We start from the raw sequence: 18,297 nt of genomic DNA on the forward strand, positions 1-18,297 counted from the left end.
CTTAAACATGGTGGGTGCATAATGTAATCGATGCTTTGGTCAATCAGCTTTTTCCGATCCATCTACGTATTCTCCTCCTCTTCCGTCCCTTTTCTCCTGATCAAATTCCCACGTTCCCATATTCTGCTCTTAAAATACAGCCCCCCGGCAACCGCCGGAAGAATGGGAGAAAGAGCCTGTCCCAGATATACACCGGGAAATCCAAAGGACAATGGAAATGCCAGCAGCCAGCTCACAGGCAGCCGCACCACCACCGCGTCCAAAAGAGCGTTTACCATAGCGACATTGGCGGAGCCGACCCCAATGGCAAAGGAATCAAAGGTATACATAGCCCCATAGATCAGGCTGTTAAGCCCACAGCATATTCTAAGGTACAAGATACCATCCCGTGTGACCTCCGGGCTCACCGGGTCAAAAAGCCTGATGATCGGTCCTGCAAAAATCTGGACAAACAATACCACCACAGCGGTGATTGCAAGGTTAAGGCAAAGTCCCGTGTTTGTTGTTTCCCTCACCCGTTCCCTGTTATTCGCCCCCATGTTCTGCCCTGCCATTGCTGTGACTGCCTGCCCCACGGCCCAGCAGGGCATACCTGCAAACGTATTGATCTTTAAGCCCACACCGGAGGCCGCGGCAACCGCTACCCCAAACTGATTGAGCATCCCGGTGATTAAAAGGTAGGATATGTTCACTACCACCATCTGAACAGCCGTAGGCAGCCCCACCTTTAGGATCATGGCCAGCTTATCCTTTTTAACTACAAAATGTTCCGGCTTAAAATCAAAAATAAAGCTTCTGCGTTTCAGATGGATCATCGCTGCTGCAAATGAAATACCCTGGGAAAAGATCGTTGCATATGCCGCTCCTTTGGCCCCCATTCCAAATGGGCCAACTAACAGCAGATCTAACACACTATTCACAATGGCGGCAATCCCAACAAAATACAGGGGACTTTTAGAATCCCCAAATCCTTTCATAATGGAGCATACCCCATTATATCCAAACACAAAAACCGTTCCCCGGCAGATGACCTCCATATATTCACAGGCATCCCCCATTGCATCCGATGGGATGCTTAACAGGCCGAACAGAGGCTTATACCCTAGCAGCGCAGCGGCGGTGACAACACCTGACGCGGTCAGGGTAAGGGAAAATAATGTGCCCACTGTTTCGCTCTGCCCTTTCACGTCATCGGCGCCTTTGAACTGGGCGATCAAAACCGTCCCTCCCATTGTAACACCAATACAGATGGAATTGATGATAAAACTTACCATAGAGGCATTGCTGATGGCCGCAAGCCCTGTTTTTCCAACAATCCTGCCCACCACCAGCATATCTACAATACTGTAAAACGATTGGAGCAGGTTTGCCAACAACAAAGGAAGCGCAAAGGCGATCAGTTTTTTAGGTACACTTCCCGTGGTTAAATTCTCTTTATCAATCATTGGGTTCATTTCCTTTCTCAAAAAAACAGAAGGCCGGCACGGTAACGTGCGCCTTCTGCTGTGGTGTCAATATAAAAAAAGACAACAAAAGGCCGCAGACAAAACACTGTCTGCGACCCTAAAGATCATAAAACAGAATCTATGGTTTCATAGATTCCCTTTTCTTATCAGGCTCCGCACAATGTTTTGTGGTATATACTTGTTCGGAGCCAAACTCAATACAAAATTTTCCAAATAACATTGTACTCACCCTTTCCTGGATTCTAAAATAATTATAGATGGTTGCCGGGATTATGTCAATGCGGAGGGATTCACCACCGGACATATTTTACCACAGCGTTTCAATACCCATATTTTTATGAGCCGCCCGTATGGGCTATTCCTTACCTGCATTAAGTTCCCACAACTTCTCCGCATTCTGGATGATTTCTCCTGACTTCCGTCCATATTTCAATCCCTTTTCAACAGCTGCGACCAGTGCGGCGCCGCTTCGCCCATATCCCATTGTCCGAATAGTCTCCTTAATAAGCATATCCTTATTCAAAGCACCCTTATTTCCCAAAGTGACACAAACCGCGTTTTTAATTTCCTGTTGGCATATTTCATCCGGATATCTCTTATCATCAGAATTTTGTTCCAGGCGATACATGCTGTAAACATCAAGATCCTGATCCTTTTTCCAGATAAACTTCACACCCGCCTGCTTATTCGTTCTGGATACAGTTTTCTTAAGAGCCTTTTCGGCTGCTTCAAGCGTCTGAGCACTGGAGCGTCCGATATCAAAGGAACGGAGCATTTTTTTTACCAGCCGGTCATAGTTTATGGGCGCCTCCGCGTCAATGATCTGCTGAAGCTTTGCAGTGATAGAAGCCAGCGTGTCCTTCCGGACAAACTCTGCCGTGGACATAGGGGTGATCTCCAGCTCTGCCGAAATATATTCTTCTACTTGATATGCGATAATTTCCGATGAATTGCCTGCAGGTATTCCGGGCTGTTCTTCCTGCTTTGCCGCAATCCTCATTCCCGGTTCAATCAAAACTGAATATTCTGGATTTAATCGATTTTCCATATGTATGGCAGATGCTTGCTCTGCCACAAGATCCGCTTCTATCTCTACCGATTCTGTTACTTCAGTTTCCAAAGTCTTATCTTCTCCAGCCTTATCTCCTGCAGTCTCATTCTCCTCTGCATCATTGAACTCAGCAATGCTGTTTTCAGAATTCATCTGCTGTTCGTCAGAAACTTCCTGCTCTGCTATATTTCTTACGTCACATAGCTCTGCTGTCTCTTTAATCTCTACATTAATGTTTTCATCCGCCTTGCCCAAATGAGACTCTTGATATTCTTGATATTGTTCATATGCTTCCGCCCTTTGCTGATCCAAAATCTGAAGCAGCTTGCCAATCTCTTTTTCCCGGTTATCCCACCAGTCCATGGTCCAGATACGATGCAGCTTCCAGCCAAGTCCCTGCAAGACACTTATTTGAGCAACCTCCCGATCCTTTGTATTCACAGACTGTTTGTAGGAGTCACCGTCCAGCATAATCCCAAGCAGGTACTCTTCTTCCTTGTAAGGATTAATCACTGCAATATCTACCTTAAACTTAGAGTGGCCCACCGCCTTCTGATACTTAAATCCGGCATCTGATATCTGCCGGCAAATATGTTCCATGATTCCCTGGTCCTTCTGTACTCTGGTCTCAATGTATTCCCCCTGCAGCCGTCCCTTTTCGGCAAACTCCAAGAAATTCCTGAGGGACTCAACACCTTTAGCTTTCGTACGTTTCAGGTCGATCATATCCGCTGTCATGGTCGTAAATACAACCATTTCAGTTCTGGCACGGGATACAGCTACATTTAGCCGTTTCCATCCCCCGCCTTTATTCAGCGGACCAAAGTTTAATGACAGTTTTCCATTGGCATCCGGGCCAAAAGCAACTGAAAATAAGATTACATCTCTCTCATCACCCTGAACGTTTTCAAGGTTCTTAACAAACATTGTTTCTTCGCCAACATTTGCCCAAGTATCAAATTCAGGATTTTTTTGATATTCTTCCTGTAACAGGTCTTCAATCAATGTCTGCTGACTAATATTAAATGTTACAACACCTACTGTCTGATTTGTCAATTCGGGATCTTTATATCTTCGCTTAATTTCCTCCACAATAGCTCTTGCTTCACCTTCATTGACACGCCCCTTTCCCCGGTCAAAGAATCCCTCCGCTTTTACCAGTCTGACTCGTTTTACCCTGTCGTTTACTGATGGAAATGTCAGCATGGAACTCTCATAAAATTCCTGGTTGCTGAACGCAATCAAGCTTTCATGTCTGCTTCGATAATGCCAATGCAGATGAGCCTGCGGCATACCAAGAGCCAGACAGTCATCCAGAATACTATCCAAATCTTCAATATCCAGGTTATCTTCATCCACAGTATTTCCTGCAAAGAAACTGGTAGGCGGCATCTGATTGGGATCTCCGACAATCACTGCATCCTTGCCTCTGGCAAGCACTCCAACTGCTTTACAGGTAGGTAACTGTGAGGCCTCATCAAATATAACAATATCAAACAGGTCATTCTCTGCGGACAGATACTGCGCCACTGAAATGGGGCTCATCAGCATACATGGACATAATCTTGTGAGCACCGTGGGTATCTGTTCAAACAAAGACCGAATGGACACGCCCCTGCCATTGCTGCTGATGGCCCTTCGTAATATATTTAATTCCTTGCTCACCTGAACAGAATCCTGTGAGGTAGGGAGCTGATGTGTGAGTTTATAGAACATCTCTTCCTTTGTCAGATCCATAAACTCCTGATCCAACTTTTTAAACTGTATAATCCGTTCATTAAATTCAGTACCGGTAAATCCATTCAGCACCGGTTCGTTTTCCACAACTGATAGTATGATGGTCCTGTAAATAGATCTTAAATAGACATCCAGGATCTGCTCATGGGGCATACCCGCTTCATATGCCTCGCAAACAGGCGCCAGCCCATGTTCTCTGCATTCCATTACAATCTGTCTATAAACAATCCAATCTTTGATGGATGATGCATTTTCAAGAATACCTGTGCAAAGATCCAAACGGCTCTCCATCCAATCTTTATCATTTCCGCTGAATTCAAGCTTCAGTAATTCTGTTGTCGCTGTCTGCTTTTCTTTCACCGTATCAAGATCAGCAATCACCGCCTTAGCAATATCGATACAACTCTTTAATTCTCCTGACGCCTCCAGTCTCCTGATCTGTTCGGCAAACTGGGTCAATGTCTGAACCTGACATTTTACAAAAGCCTGATAGGCTTCCAATTCTGCATTTGTTGTATACTCTTGTAATATTTCTTTCCATTCACAAGACAATTGCGACTTTAAGCCTTCAACCGCTTCCGCTTCCTGCTGATAGAATGAAATATCTGTCAAATATACGGGAATCTTATCTGCCAGCACCGGGAACGAGGCATATGCCTGCATCTCCGCAGTAAGCGCAGCAAGTGCCTTCCCCTTGCCAAAGAACTTTTTATTTGCCTGATCATACTTATCACGGAATATATTCATATCCATTTTTAGGAAATTCTCGTTCCACTGGCTTAAGAAGTTCTCCTTTTGAGAAGCAAACGCACTACTCCGTTCCAGATACACCTTAGGATCCGCAAATTCCCTGTCTATAGAATCTGCATTTCTTATAAATGAAGGAATCTCCTCCGCTGCAATCACACCGCGGGCATCACTGCAAATCCCCCTCCACTCAGCCTCCGATACCGGCAAATTAAGTTCCATCTGTTTTGCAAACAGGTTTACATCTGCCTTCAATGTTTCAAGCGCGGACTTATAGGCACGTACAATATCTTCCAAATCAAATTTCAGTTTCTGACTGTATTCATTTTGGCGGATTGATGACAACGGATGATTATGAGGATGAGTAATGGCTTTTCCTGCCGCGACCAGTCTCTCTAGGCTGTGAATATGATGATCCAAGTCATTTTCAGTCAGTGAACCCGCATATGTATGATCAAAACGTATATCCTTACCAAATTCTGGTATCATCTCATATATATCCATAAGCTGGCGAAGGCTTTTACCGAATGCCCTCTGCTTATGGAGTGCTTTTGCATAGGCATCCAGACTTGCCCTCATCTTACGGATATCCTGAATCTTTTTATCGTAATCTGTCTGTATTCCCCAGACGCCAATTTCAAGACCTCGTCTTAACTGATCAAGAACAGCTTTTTTAGTTGCCTTATTTGAATGTAACTCCAGACAAAAATCCTGTATTCCAAGCCCTGCAAGACGCTTTTGTACAACCTCCAATGCTGCCATTTTCTCTGCAACAAAAAGCACTGTCTTTCCCTTTGTCAAAGCATTTGCCACCATTGCAGTGATGGTCTGTGACTTCCCCGTTCCCGGCGGCCCATGCAGCACAAAACTGACACCGCCAGCTGCCATATTGATGGCCTTCAACTGTGAAGAGTCAACCGTTACCGGCAAATACGCCTCATCCGTGTTAACACTGGAAGGAATTGTACAATCCCAGTCCACAGCTCCCATCATTAAGCTGCGGACTATTTTATTGTGATTAAGGAATTCCGTCCTACTATGAATATCATTCCACATTACAAACTGGGAAAATGAAAAATTACCAATAAAGCCTGCTTCCACCACATTCCACATAGGAAGATTCATCACTGCGTGTCGTATTATTGCAAATATCTTCGGCAGATTCAGTCCGTGTTCATCCATGGGCGCCGGATTAAGCCCCTGGATCTGTATATCAAAACTCTGTTTCAAAAACTCCAGCAAAGTAATATTAATCTGCGCATCCTCGTCCCTCATGCACAATGCATAACCTTTACTTGCCGACTTTCGGTTAATATCAATCGGTACCAGGATAATAGGGGCATATCTTGGCACAGCGTCTCTTTTTCCCTCAAACCATCTGAGAAGTCCAAGTGCCAGATACAGCGTACTGGCGCCATTCTCCTCCATTGATGTCTTTGCGGAACGATACATTTTAGTCAGGCAGCTGAAAAGTTCTTTTTCTGTATATAAAGAATGGAGCCTCCTATGTTTGCTTTCCAATGCTATAAAATCCGCAAATGGTCCCAGTTCTCCCAATGCCTCAACCGGCACTCCCTCCTCTCCCGAAACAGACATGTCTGCCGGTCTTGGCAGCACCAGAAATTCTTCCCCCTCAGATAACGCATCCTCCAGAGTATTGATATCCGCGGAAAGAAGGGGTACGACCGCCTTCGTCATTCTCATATTAATAAGCATATTTCTCATACTCATATCAAGAAGCTTGCGTTCCCACTGAGCTTGCTTTGTAACCTTTTCCTTGTCTGGAGAACGGGAAAGGTTGAAAGTATCTCCTATAGCAGCTGGTGCATTTGTAACATCCTGATCCTTGCGGTCCTCATGCCTTACCTCAAATCCGGCATCTGTTTTTATACGAACCGGAAGCGGCCTGATACCCATACTTCTAGCCCGGCATACATCTATAACAAATGCAAATCTGCTATACGCAGAGACATTACCTTCAGCCAGAGCAATTGCCTCATCGAAACTTTTTGTTCTTCCTGAACACATGGCGGTGCATTCCACCACGATCATTTCATGAATGCCCTTAGACATTCTCTTCTCAAGCTGGGATGGATCATCCATGATCATATCTGAAAAAGATTCCTCTATGAGCCATACACCAGCAAAGATGTGGCCTTTCATCATAACCATAACCGGATTCAATCCCATAGCCTCCAGACATGCCACATACAAAAGCGTCATGTCCATACATGTTCCCATATGCTGATCCAATACCGCATCAGCCAAACGAATACGCTGCCCAAATGCTTCAAAGCTTGAAGGCGGTTCAGCATATGTAATATTCTTCTGCTGGATTGCAGCATAAGCGGCAGCTGCCATGGTTTTCACTCTGTTTGGATCATTAAACTGGTACCCTGCAAGAGAGGGATCCTTTGTCCACTTATCCAGATATTTTGCAGCAAGCTGCAGCATACTGCTGACAACCGGGTGGTTTGGCATTGCAAATGCAGCCAGCAGTTCCGGTGTATATTGCAGTCCAGGCCACTGGTCAAAAGCAAGCGCTATCATCTCTTTTGTTTCTGAAGCCAGTTCTTCTTCTCCAAGACAAACCCTTACCTTTAGTTTGCATGCACTTCTCTCAGTAAGTGATGCAAGATATTCGGTATTAATACTTACTTTAAGGTTTCTGAAATGCAGTTCTTCTCCTGGTTTAATCTTTTCGATTCCAATCTCGAACAATTCAACCAGTTCATTGTTGGAATCTATCTTAATCATAAGATGATCAATATCTGCTTCCGAACCATTTTTTACACAGATATCCCTTACGATATGCGCTCCATTATGTACAACCGCATAAGTAAGCACATCATCTATTTCACAGGAAAGCTCTAGGCTCATCTTAGCCTTTTTAATCATATCCTGATCCCAAGTCAGTAAAACAGCCGCCATATGTTTACAATTGGCTCCGGCTTTTGCATCAGGGCAAGTGCATTGCATTTTAGGGGAGGCATCTCCATCCAATTCAATTTCCACTTTAAAGTTATCGGGCCCGGCCACTATTGCTACAATATGATTATCATCTGTATGCAAATCATGGACAGAATTACTGTGAATATAATCCTCTGCGCCACATAATATATTCTCATTAAACAAAGTTCTCCAATCCATGATAAAACCTCCCACCCATTATAGCTTATTAATAAAACAGTGATAGACCATCTTTAATTTCTCAAAATAGCATACAATTGGTTAACTGTAATAAATTATACCATGATAAACATTCCTTTTCCAGGACATATCAGATGGGATTTCCATTTTATACCGGTATCTAATAATGATCTTTTTTTGTACATGCTGAAAAGGAGGCCTTATGCTTTGACATTACTCCTCTGGTTTTCCCCGGTAATAATGCTAAAAAATGAGGCCGCCAGCAAATGCTTTTGACCTCATTTTAACCATTATTCTTTCTTTTGTTGCTATGAAGCCGACTTATGCACGGTAACCTTTGCGCAGACCAACTCAGCTATATGCTCCGCTGTTTCATCTGTCAGCAGGAAAAACATTCCGTCATTAGTAGTCATTTTCTTTCGCATATCAGCAGGCAGAGAAGTGATTATATCCTCGTATTTGCCAGCATTGTCACCGTAAACCAATGCCAAAACTCCTGACTTTCGGAATACCCAATCCATTACAGTTTTCTTCATCTACCTGTTGAAACATTCAATCCTACAAGATTAAGTGCCATAATTTGGTTCTCCACTATCGCTTTATTGTTTGTCATATTGTTTTACAGTGTTCCTCCATAAAAGCCATCCATTTATCCCGCTTCATCATGGAAATTTTATCAGTTATGATTTCACCGCTCTCCTTGTTCTCATAAGTAATGGCAATTCCGATGGGCATAAAAGTCTGTGAGCATTTCTCCAATTTTTGGATATTTTTATAGGGAATCACAATATTTTCTTCCAATAATCCGGTTGTCACGATCAGTCGTTCCTCCGTAAAATATGCCCATCCCTTCTTCCATTGGCCCAATTTTCCTATTAGGCGCTCAATGTAATTGGCCTGTAAAAAATCAATCAGCGTATCTGATTCCTCCATTACACCAAGTTTTACAAGGTTCTTTTTCTGCTTATCCAGCTTTGTTTCCTTCATGTCTGTTCCTCCATTCTCCTGATTCCGGGCATGCCCGATATCCACCCCGGTTAAACGGCGTCAAGGTGATTTTCTCTCCATAAGTGTCTTTCCCTCCGTCCGCCCCGTCCTACTGATGCAGCTTACTAGTTTTCCAACCTGTCTCAATTGCCGCATTACACTCCTTATCAAGCGCCTCGGCTACCTCCTGGGGTGTTTTGGTTCCAACAAGCAGTTCATGGATATGTGTATAAAATACATCGCGCACACCGCGCCAGTTTGGATTGTTTGCGGTGAAGTCCACCGTGTTGCCTGCGTTGGCGGTATATGCCTCCTGCATAAAAATGTACTGGCTTACACGCTCTGCTGTGGCGTTGCTGGCGGGGATACCAACCTGCGCATAATTCATGAGTTCCTCAGTGGACATAAAATAACGCAGGAAATCCTTGGCGGCCTGAACCTTCTCCTGGTCCCCATTGTCAAAAATCTCAAAGCCGGTGACAAACGATGTATTATATCCGTTCCCATTCAGGCTGGGAAAATTGGCAACCCCTGTTGAACTCCTGTCCATACCAGGCAATGTGGCGCTGTTTGCCATGTAGATAGCAAGCTGGTTATTTGTAAACAGATCACTGCAGTCAACAATCTCCATATTTTCACAACCGGCTGGGAAATAACCCTTTTGGTAGGAATCCGCGATCCACTGCAGGGCGGCAATCCCCTCTTTTGTATTGAGATTAAAACGTCCATTTTCATCAAAGAACGGACTCCCCTTGCTGCGCAGTAAAGTCATGATATGCGTATCTCCCTGGTCGTTCTTGGCATACATCAACATGGGATAGGTCATCTCAGGCAGCCCTGCAGCCAATGTGGAGAGAATATACTCCCATTCCTCCGGTGTCCAGTTCTGTATCGTGCCATCCTCTCCAACGTACTCCGCCAGTCCGCATTGACGGAACAGATCCCGGTTATAAATCAGCGTGTTTTGAAGGCTGTAGTAAGGCAGCATATAGGTCTTGCCTTCCACCTGGCTCATTTTCCAGAGCATATCATCAACATCTGCCCGCATTTCCTCCGTGATAATGTCGTCCAGCGGCACCACACGGCCTGTATGTATATATCCCGACATGTTAAAGTAGCCTTCAAGCAGAATGTCCGCTGCATCATCCGTATCAAAGCATCCGGTAATATATTCGTCCTCCTCCGTGTAGCCGAACTTCACAACCTCCACCGTGACATCGCATTCCGTGTACTGGGCGGCAAACTCCTGGCCTGCCTTGCTTAATACTTCATAAGAATCGGTAATGCCTGTGTCGGCGTTGGCCACGGTCAGCGGAGGGATTTTTACTCTCAGTGTGATCTGCTTCTTGGCTGCTTCCTGTGTTTTGCATCCGGTAAGCGCACCTAAAAACATAACAACGATTATTCCCCCCGTGACAATCCGTATCCAATCTTTCATTTTTTCTCCCCTCTATTTTACTGCTCCAAGCTTCTGCATCATCTTACTTACATCAATTGGTTTTGCAATAAAACCGTCCATTCCAGCTTCCCTCGCCCGGTCCTGATCCTCCCTAAACGTATTGGCTGTACACGCATAAATAATAACCGTCTTGGCGTCAGGACGATTCAGCCTGCGGATGAGCTTTGTCGCCTCATAGCCATTTCGCACAGGCATTTGCACATCCATCAGGATAAGCCCGAACTCATATTGAGAGGACTTTTCAAACAGTTCAACTACCTCGCCTCCATCTGCGGCCCGCACTGCGGTGAAACCCGATGTATCCAAAATTTCCATAAGGATTTCCGCATTTAAGTCATTATCCTCAGCTACCAGAATATGCAGTTTTCTCTCGTTTTCATGGTCCAGGTGTACGATGTCTGCCGCGGCAGCACTGCCAAAATCCTCCGGGGCAGTCTCTGACACTAAAGACAAGGTAAAGCAGCTTCCTTTGCCAAGCCGGCTTGTCACAGACAGCGTGCCTCCCATTTGCTTCGCCAGCAGAGAACTGATGGACATACCAAGACCGGTGCCCTGGCTCCCCTGTGAAATACCGCTGTGCTCCTGGCTAAACGGATCAAATATCTTTTGTTGAAACTCTTCGCTCATGCCGCAGCCGGTGTCTTCTACCTGATAGGTTGTCAATATCCTTTCACCTTCGGCCGACTGGAGTACCCGCATAATGACGCGGCCACCCTTTGGAGTAAATTTAACCGCATTTCCCAAAATATTGACCAGGATCTGTTCAATCCTCATATCATCTCCAATAAGATTGGAACAGATAATACTTGTTTCGACCCGAAAGTCAATCCCCTTATCCTCCATACGGCTGCGCATCAGAGACTCAGTCGTGGAAACCAGCTCGTCAACAGAAAACGGCTTTGGCACCAACACCATTTTGTCAGATTGAAGCTTTGACATATCCAGAATATCGTTGACAAGTGAAAGCAGGTATTTTGCAGTTGAATCAGATTTTCTAAGATATCCTGTCATCCGTTCATGATCCCCAATGTTCTGCTGCATCAGATGGATCAGGCCGATGATTCCGTTAAGAGGCGTGCGTATCTCGTGACTCATGTTTGAAAGGAACTCGCCGCGGGATTTTGCTTCCGCTCTTGCGGTTGCGGAAATCAGAGAGATGCGGACAATCGCAAACATCATTAAGCACAAAACGATCACAACCACCGCAAGCATCACAACTGTCATGAGTACAAACTGCTGAGTCTGTTCGCGGAACACCTCCTGTGGAACTGTGAGAACGATACTCCATGTCGTACCGGGCATCGGAATAAAGGATACCACCTGTGCTCCCTGATCTATATAATTAAAGTGCAATAGAAACTCTTCTTCCTGCCCTATCCGGGCGATAATATCCGAAATTTCCTTTTTCGACAGACCCGCACGATTTTGCAGCTGTTCAAAATAGTTGTCGATTTTCCCTATTCCCGCGCTGCGGTCCCGGTTGACAACGTAATTTCCGTCTATGTCAATAATTCCGGTATAGCCACGCCCGTCAAAGCTGTCTATTTTCAGGCGCTCCGCCATCAGACTGATTTTTGAAAAGCCGATGATTCCAATAAACTGAATACTGTCCACCTGAAAGGGCTCACACCGAACTCCATACACAAGACTTTCTGTGATCGTTTCCAAAACGTCCAAATTGTCATAGCGCATAACAATTTTATCTTGATCGGAAAAGAGTGACAATACATACTCCTTGTCCTTTTCATTTTTTATTACATTTGAGCCGGAGTATGTATTTCCATCAGAATCCACCAAATAAATTGTATTGAATATATTGGAAATCTGCTCCAAATTCAAGCGATTGCAAACCTCCTGAATATTAGCGCATTGGCTGGTCTGCGTTCTGGTATAAACTGCAGACAGGGAATCCCACGAGTTTTCCAGTTCACTTTGAATGTTCTGCATATCGTGTTTGGATAGTTCCTGCATCGAAGCTACCACCGAGGCGTCAGTTGCTTTGGTGAGCTGTTTCATATAGACGCAGACCGCAAGTGATAAAACGGCTAATGTCGCTATGACAAAAGCAATCGCCCGGTTTTTATTTCCTCTTTTCATAACGTCCTCCATTCTCTGGAATGTTCCGCTGGTCCAGATGCACTTCATCGTACAAGCATTTGACCAGAATCTATTATCCTGCAAATGCCAGAGGGAACTTTACGGAAAAGAGTATACAGGGCTCATCCATACAATTCAAACCGTTCAGCCAGTTCTTCCAATACCTGCGCCTGTGAGGAAAGTTCTTCACTGGCGGCAGCCAATTCTTCTGACGTTGCGGAGTTACTCTGCACCACATCCGATATCTGTCCTACTTCTGCTGTAATCTGTAAAACGGATTCGCTTTGATAGTTGGTTGCGGCAGCTATCTTATCCACTGTCATTATCACCTGTTTTGTACTTTTTACCACCTGTGCCAGCGAGCCTGCTGTTGCACAGGCTGCTCTTTCTCCTTCTTCAACCGCAGCCGCTGATTCCTTAATTAACACCGTTGTATTTTTAGATGCTTCCGATGTTCTGTCCGCCAGATTACGGATCTCTTTTGCGACTACCGCAAATCCCTCCCCGGCCTTACCTACTCTCGCCGCTTCCACAGAAGCATTTAAAGCCAGAATATTTGTTTGAAATGCAATGTCCTCAATTGTTTTTATGATTTTAGAAATCTGACTGGACTTTTCACTGATTACTTTCATTGCATCAATCATTTCCTGCATCTTTTTACTGCTCATGGAAACCTGTATACCTGCCTGATCTGTCTGAACACGTGCATCACCCGCATTTTCCGCTGTTTCATTTACACGTTCAGATATATTATGTACGGCTGCTGCAAGTTCTTCAACCGATCCGGCCTGTTCCGCCGCCCCCAGGGCAAGCGCCTGCGCTCCGGCAGATACTTGTTCGCTGCCGTCTGCAACCTGTTTTGCCGAATGGCCGATCTGCAAAAGAATACTGTCAAGGTTATCGCGCAGCTCCCTCATGGAAATTAAGATACGGTTATACTGACCCCTGTAATATTCTCTCGCTTTCGATTGAACCCTGAAATTCCCTTGTGCCATGGAACCAAGGATATCGCTGATATCCTCAATGATCGTATGCTGGTAGCTGATTAAATCGCGTATGCTGTCCGACATTTTACCCAATTCGTCTTCTGATGTATAGGCGACAAATGCTCCATCAAGTTCTCCTCCGGCCAGCTTTTGGGCGGCATGCTGGATTTCATTGACAGGCCTGAGAATACCATTGGATATATAAAGCCCAAACAATAATGCCGACACAATACTTAATACCATAATTACAATCACTATAACAATTGCAGCTGTCCGCGCTTGCTCCCCTTCTTCCACCATAAGCTTCGCATTCCGGCCTGCTACATCTGCTATTTCCTGAAGCGTATCCGACATCTGGTCCAGAAGCGGGATATAATTTAATTTCATGACCTCATAAGCTTCCCCACGTTGATCTGATTCCATCAGTTCAAACACCTGGTCACGGTATACGATAGCCTGCTCTAAGAAAGAATCAACCTGATCCACCAATGCAATATCCCCCTTAAATGACTTCCGGATCACAGGGAATGCCGCACGCATATTACCAAGATGCCTGTTTGCTTTTTCCACGTTCTCATTATCGTCCACGTCCGAATCTAATATGGCATTCAGGAGATCCGCACGCGCAGCCTGCATTTCCCTCTTTGCCATCCACACATGAACCGTAACGGTATAATTATTGTTGTAAAAGGAAGACAGGTTATTACCGATTCTATTCAGCATAAACAGCGCTGTGATACTTGCCGCCAGGCATATGATGATGATGACTGCATATGATAACAGCAGTCTGGCCCTTAATTTCATATTCTGTATATGTCCCAACATAATACCCTCCCGGTAATGATATGATATCACTGTCTTAACAGTTCAGACATGGTTCTATAAAGCACGTCTATATCAATCGTTTTCCCAATATGGCAGTGCATTCCTGCCGCCAATGCCTCATTCATAAAACCCATTGGCTGTCATGGCGAGAATCGATCCCCTTGTGCATTCCACAAAGGGAACTTTTTATAGAAGGAATTAAGCCTCTCCTCAACAAACAACTGCCAAAGTCCGGCAAACACTTCTGAATTGTCAGTTTGCAGAGCATCCTCCATCCGGCAGATCAAATCATCCGAATTGGCTTCCATCTGCCCGGCTGCCATTAATACAGCCGAAAAAATATACCCCCAGGCTACAAGCTCCCTCAATTTACCGTAAATCTCCCGCAAAGACGCGGAAGGGCATTCGCTGGAGATGAAATTCAGAAGAACATCTATACAAAGTATACTGTTATTTTTATCATGAAGCATTCTTATTGTCTGTAACAGTTCCTTCCTCCTCTCTCTTTTAACCGATTCCAATGTATAGTGAGTCACATTGCGGACCGTCAAAGCCAGTATCTGCATTGCCTCTCCATGAAGGCGCAGGTTTTCCCGGATTTCAGGTCTGCCCATGATATCAATGTCAACTGATTCCAGACAGACCTTTGTCCCAATCCCCATATAAGTCCTGGTCACCCCAAGTGAGTTCAATACATCCAAAGTCCGGCGTACTGTAATTAAGGAAACATGATACCGCTCCGCCATCTTGGGCAGCGAGGGCAGATAGCTTCCAACCGGATAAACATCCCACAGAATCTCACGGATAATGGTGGAGGCCAGCGTATAACGAACCTGCGGCCGCTTCCGGTAAATTGTCCATATAAACGGAATCTGAGTCTCATGCTCCAGATGATACGTTTCACGATTTAAGTCAATAAACTCCATAATACCCAAATAGATATTATAATAATAGGCATCTGTTTCTTCTTTTAGGCGGTTTGCATTTTCCGCTGATAATAAATCTTCCACTGCATAATTCGCCTTCCTATCATTTCTAGGGGGATAGAAATAACTGATATAACGCATGTTCTGCCAAAAAAGGCCAAGCAATAACTCATTATGAAATGTATTCAAAACGTCCACATACAGCCTGATTGGCTCTGATGCGGCTTGGCCCGCTGTCTTCGTCCCACCGGGGTTTTTCTGCAAATCCTGTTTTAAATTCTGTATACCCTTTTCCCATATTGATGAAAACACTAAATTACCATTAAATTGAACGTCCTGGATCCCCTCCCTGCGCAGAGCAAAATACGTTACAACATTTTCCCTAAACAGTTCTTCCGATCCCTGATAAACAACCCTGGCAACTTTCCGCTTTTCTGTTTTTATATATCCATTCTCTTCCAGCCTGCTAAACGCAATTTGTACGGTATTCCGGGCCACCCTGAACAAAGTGCAAATTTGTGGTACCGACTTCAATTGTTCGCCGTACTTGTATATACCAAAGAGAATACGAGACTCATAGTACTCGTAAATCAATTCATTCAACTCATCCCTTTTTCCCATCCTTGTCCTCCAGTTTAAAATAACATCTCTTGCACCCGATATTCTTTATCAGCCAAGCATAATCCGTCCGGCATTTCCTGAGAAAACAGTAATTTCTAAAAACAATACCCACCCTGCTCATGATGGGTATTGTTTTATTGTACCACTCTTTCAGGAGGGATGCAATGCATATACTAGCATATTCTTACCATATACGCGAAAGGATCCTTATTTAATCCCGGCTAATGTCGAAGTTCTAGAAAAATGGAAATATTTACTGTTACGCGTATAAAGAAAACAAAATTCCAAATTCTTCAACACTTGGGAAGGATTACAGTCTTGCTTCGGGGAGGGATCACAGTCCTGCCCAGAAGAGGGATCACAGACCGGCTCAGAAGAGGGAGCACAGACCGGCTCAGATAAATTTTTATTGCTTGTCCCAAGAATGCAATTTATTTCATTAAAAAAGGCTAACCGTTTACTTTTTTCGGTCAGCACTTATTTTATCTTTTTTATCCCTTTTTATCTGTCTCATATCTGTGGAAGAGCCTGTTTGAAATTTTCCAATTCCACAAGCCGGAATCTGCCATAATGTATCTTATACTCAATAAAGTATGATGGATTGTTTTAAATGTTTTCTTGAATTTCAATGCCGTAGTCGGATAGTTTCATCAAAGCCTTATCCATTATGCCGACCTTTTTGCTCATAGTACGCGTATCAAGTTTATGGGCTGCTTAAAGGGAAAAGTACGCTATCCTGTTCGTACTTATAATAATATTGTTCCATCTTTTCACCTATTTGACCGTATATTGCCTAATAACCTTCTTTATCGTTGCCGAAGTTGATTGTTGACCATTAGCACAACGCAAAAGCTGATTATACTCTGACTGTTTCAACTTCATTCCTTCAATCGCCATGGTTCCGGCAACCTGTTTTGCTAACTTTATCGCATCTTTCTTCAAGATTTCCACCTCCACCTTCCTAGTAGTATTATACCAGAAATCTTCTTATGATACTACGAATTTTTCTTCTTTTTCCATCGGACCAGAAGGTATGTCTTTTTTCGACATAATTCCACATAAACCTCACCATTTGTTGAGTGGATAATAATGATGGCAGGAAGTTATACTCCTCCCCCAGCGGAAACGATATAATCAACTTTACTCATCACTTTGCTCTGCTTGATATTCTAATTCTAACAAATACTTATCGTAATCTGACATAAATAATCGATCCTGAACAATACGATATTTTTCAAACTCTGTCTCTGCATGAAGCTTGGCCTGTTCTGCACTGACTTTTCCCGGTCCCATAAGTAATTCGTTCCCATTAAACTCCAAAAATCCGTCAAGACGCTTAGCCCAGTCTTCCATACTCATCGGTATTCTTCGTTCCGCCTGTAACTCCGCATAGTCAAGATACAGTGAAACGATTCTTTCCAAATAGGACATTTCCTTTTCGCTCAGGTAGTTCTTAGCAACACTAACATCAGCTTTGACGATTTTCCCATCCGGTGCTGATTCCCATGTTGTCAGGCCCATATGGTCTTTTTCAGCATTTGCACGCTCTACAATCAATTCCGCTGCCGTATGCCGATGTACGGCCCAATGCATCTTATTCTGTACCATTTTGAAAAACTGCCGGGTAGTCTTGGCATCTTTGTCGTAATCAAACGCTGTGGCATAGAGATCTGTAACCTTTTGATAAAACTTGCGCTCAGATAGGCGTATCTCACGAATATTTTCCAGCTGTCGTTCAAAATATTCATCGGTGAACATATGCCCTTTTTTCAGACGCTCTTTGTCCATCGTCCAGCCCTGAATTGTATAATCCTTGACAATCTGACCAGCCCATTTGCGGAATCTTACGGCACGGTCGTTGTTCACTTTAAAGCCAACGGCAATGATTACCTGTAAGTTATAATGTTTCGCACTGTAGGATTTACCATCCGAGGCAGTTATTAAGTATTTCTTAATAACTGATTCTTCTACCAGCTCATTATCTTCAAATATCCTTTTAAGGTGCTGATTGATTGCTGATACAGAAACATCATATAAGGTTGCCATCATTTTCTGCGTCAGCCAGATGTTCTCGTCCTCATAACGCATCTCAAAACTATCTGAATTACTACCTGTAGATGCTACATAAGTTAAATACTCTGCGGCTGAACTGTGGATTGTAATCTCTTTCTTCTTGTTTGTCATAATTTCTTTTCCTCAATCTTTATTTCTTCCAAATATCATAGGTATAAAATCTCTCTGCGCT

At 44.0% G+C, this 18,297-nt stretch carries 9 protein-coding genes; all 9 read right to left on the bottom strand.

Going from position 1 to position 18,297, the window contains the following annotated elements:
• Window positions 1-62: 62 nt before the first annotated feature.
• The gene (locus tag CLFS41_RS07705) at window positions 63-1,445 is read right to left on the bottom strand and encodes an MATE family efflux transporter (protein WP_045091935.1); all 1,383 of its coding nucleotides are present in this window, start codon (window positions 1,443-1,445) and stop codon (window positions 63-65) included.
• Window positions 1,446-1,821: 376 nt separating this feature from the next.
• Window positions 1,822-8,151 (bottom strand): DUF4011 domain-containing protein, encoded by a 6,330-nt coding sequence (locus CLFS41_RS07710; protein ID WP_045091936.1) that lies wholly within the window; start codon window positions 8,149-8,151, stop codon window positions 1,822-1,824.
• A 609-nt stretch (window positions 8,152-8,760) separates the two neighbouring features.
• Complete coding sequence (locus CLFS41_RS07720; RefSeq protein ID WP_045091937.1) at window positions 8,761-9,138, bottom strand: hypothetical protein; 378 nt, start codon at window positions 9,136-9,138, stop codon at window positions 8,761-8,763.
• Window positions 9,139-9,247: 109 nt separating this feature from the next.
• Window positions 9,248-10,576, bottom strand: a complete 1,329-nt coding sequence (locus tag CLFS41_RS07725) for an extracellular solute-binding protein (RefSeq protein WP_045091938.1) — start codon at window positions 10,574-10,576, stop codon at window positions 9,248-9,250.
• 12 nt (window positions 10,577-10,588) lie between these two features.
• On the bottom strand, window positions 10,589-12,694 hold the full coding sequence (locus CLFS41_RS28940; RefSeq protein WP_082082526.1) for a hybrid sensor histidine kinase/response regulator: 2,106 nt from the start codon (window positions 12,692-12,694) through the stop codon (window positions 10,589-10,591).
• Window positions 12,695-12,816: 122 nt separating this feature from the next.
• Window positions 12,817-14,505 (bottom strand): methyl-accepting chemotaxis protein, encoded by a 1,689-nt coding sequence (locus CLFS41_RS07735; RefSeq protein ID WP_045091939.1) that lies wholly within the window; start codon window positions 14,503-14,505, stop codon window positions 12,817-12,819.
• 140 nt (window positions 14,506-14,645) lie between these two features.
• Window positions 14,646-16,052, bottom strand: coding sequence for a GntR family transcriptional regulator (locus CLFS41_RS07740; protein ID WP_045091940.1), 1,407 nt, complete (start codon window positions 16,050-16,052; stop codon window positions 14,646-14,648).
• Between the two features lie 774 nt (window positions 16,053-16,826).
• A complete protein-coding gene (locus CLFS41_RS30055; RefSeq protein WP_003500161.1) occupies window positions 16,827-16,994 on the bottom strand; it encodes a hypothetical protein in 168 nt (55 codons plus the stop codon).
• A gap of 198 nt (window positions 16,995-17,192) precedes the next feature.
• Window positions 17,193-18,236 (bottom strand): virulence RhuM family protein, encoded by a 1,044-nt coding sequence (locus CLFS41_RS07745; RefSeq protein ID WP_045091941.1) that lies wholly within the window; start codon window positions 18,234-18,236, stop codon window positions 17,193-17,195.
• Window positions 18,237-18,297 lie beyond the last annotated feature (61 nt).

This window comes from Clostridium sp. FS41, assembly GCF_000954015.1.
Classification (GTDB): domain Bacteria; phylum Bacillota; class Clostridia; order Lachnospirales; family Lachnospiraceae; genus Enterocloster; species Enterocloster citroniae.

What these genes read in the sequence shown, in the direction of transcription:
- CLFS41_RS07705 (WP_045091935.1), bottom strand. Translation starts at nt 1,445, where the DNA reads ATGATTGATAAAGAGAATTTAACCACGGGAAGTGTACCTAAAAAACTG.
- CLFS41_RS07710 (WP_045091936.1), bottom strand. Translation starts at nt 8,151, where the DNA reads ATGGATTGGAGAACTTTGTTTAATGAGAATATATTATGTGGCGCAGAG.
- CLFS41_RS07720 (WP_045091937.1), bottom strand. Translation starts at nt 9,138, where the DNA reads ATGAAGGAAACAAAGCTGGATAAGCAGAAAAAGAACCTTGTAAAACTT.
- CLFS41_RS07725 (WP_045091938.1), bottom strand. Translation starts at nt 10,576, where the DNA reads ATGAAAGATTGGATACGGATTGTCACGGGGGGAATAATCGTTGTTATG.
- CLFS41_RS28940 (WP_082082526.1), bottom strand. Translation starts at nt 12,694, where the DNA reads ATGAAAAGAGGAAATAAAAACCGGGCGATTGCTTTTGTCATAGCGACA.
- CLFS41_RS07735 (WP_045091939.1), bottom strand. Translation starts at nt 14,505, where the DNA reads ATGTTGGGACATATACAGAATATGAAATTAAGGGCCAGACTGCTGTTA.
- CLFS41_RS07740 (WP_045091940.1), bottom strand. Translation starts at nt 16,052, where the DNA reads ATGGGAAAAAGGGATGAGTTGAATGAATTGATTTACGAGTACTATGAG.
- CLFS41_RS07745 (WP_045091941.1), bottom strand. Translation starts at nt 18,236, where the DNA reads ATGACAAACAAGAAGAAAGAGATTACAATCCACAGTTCAGCCGCAGAG.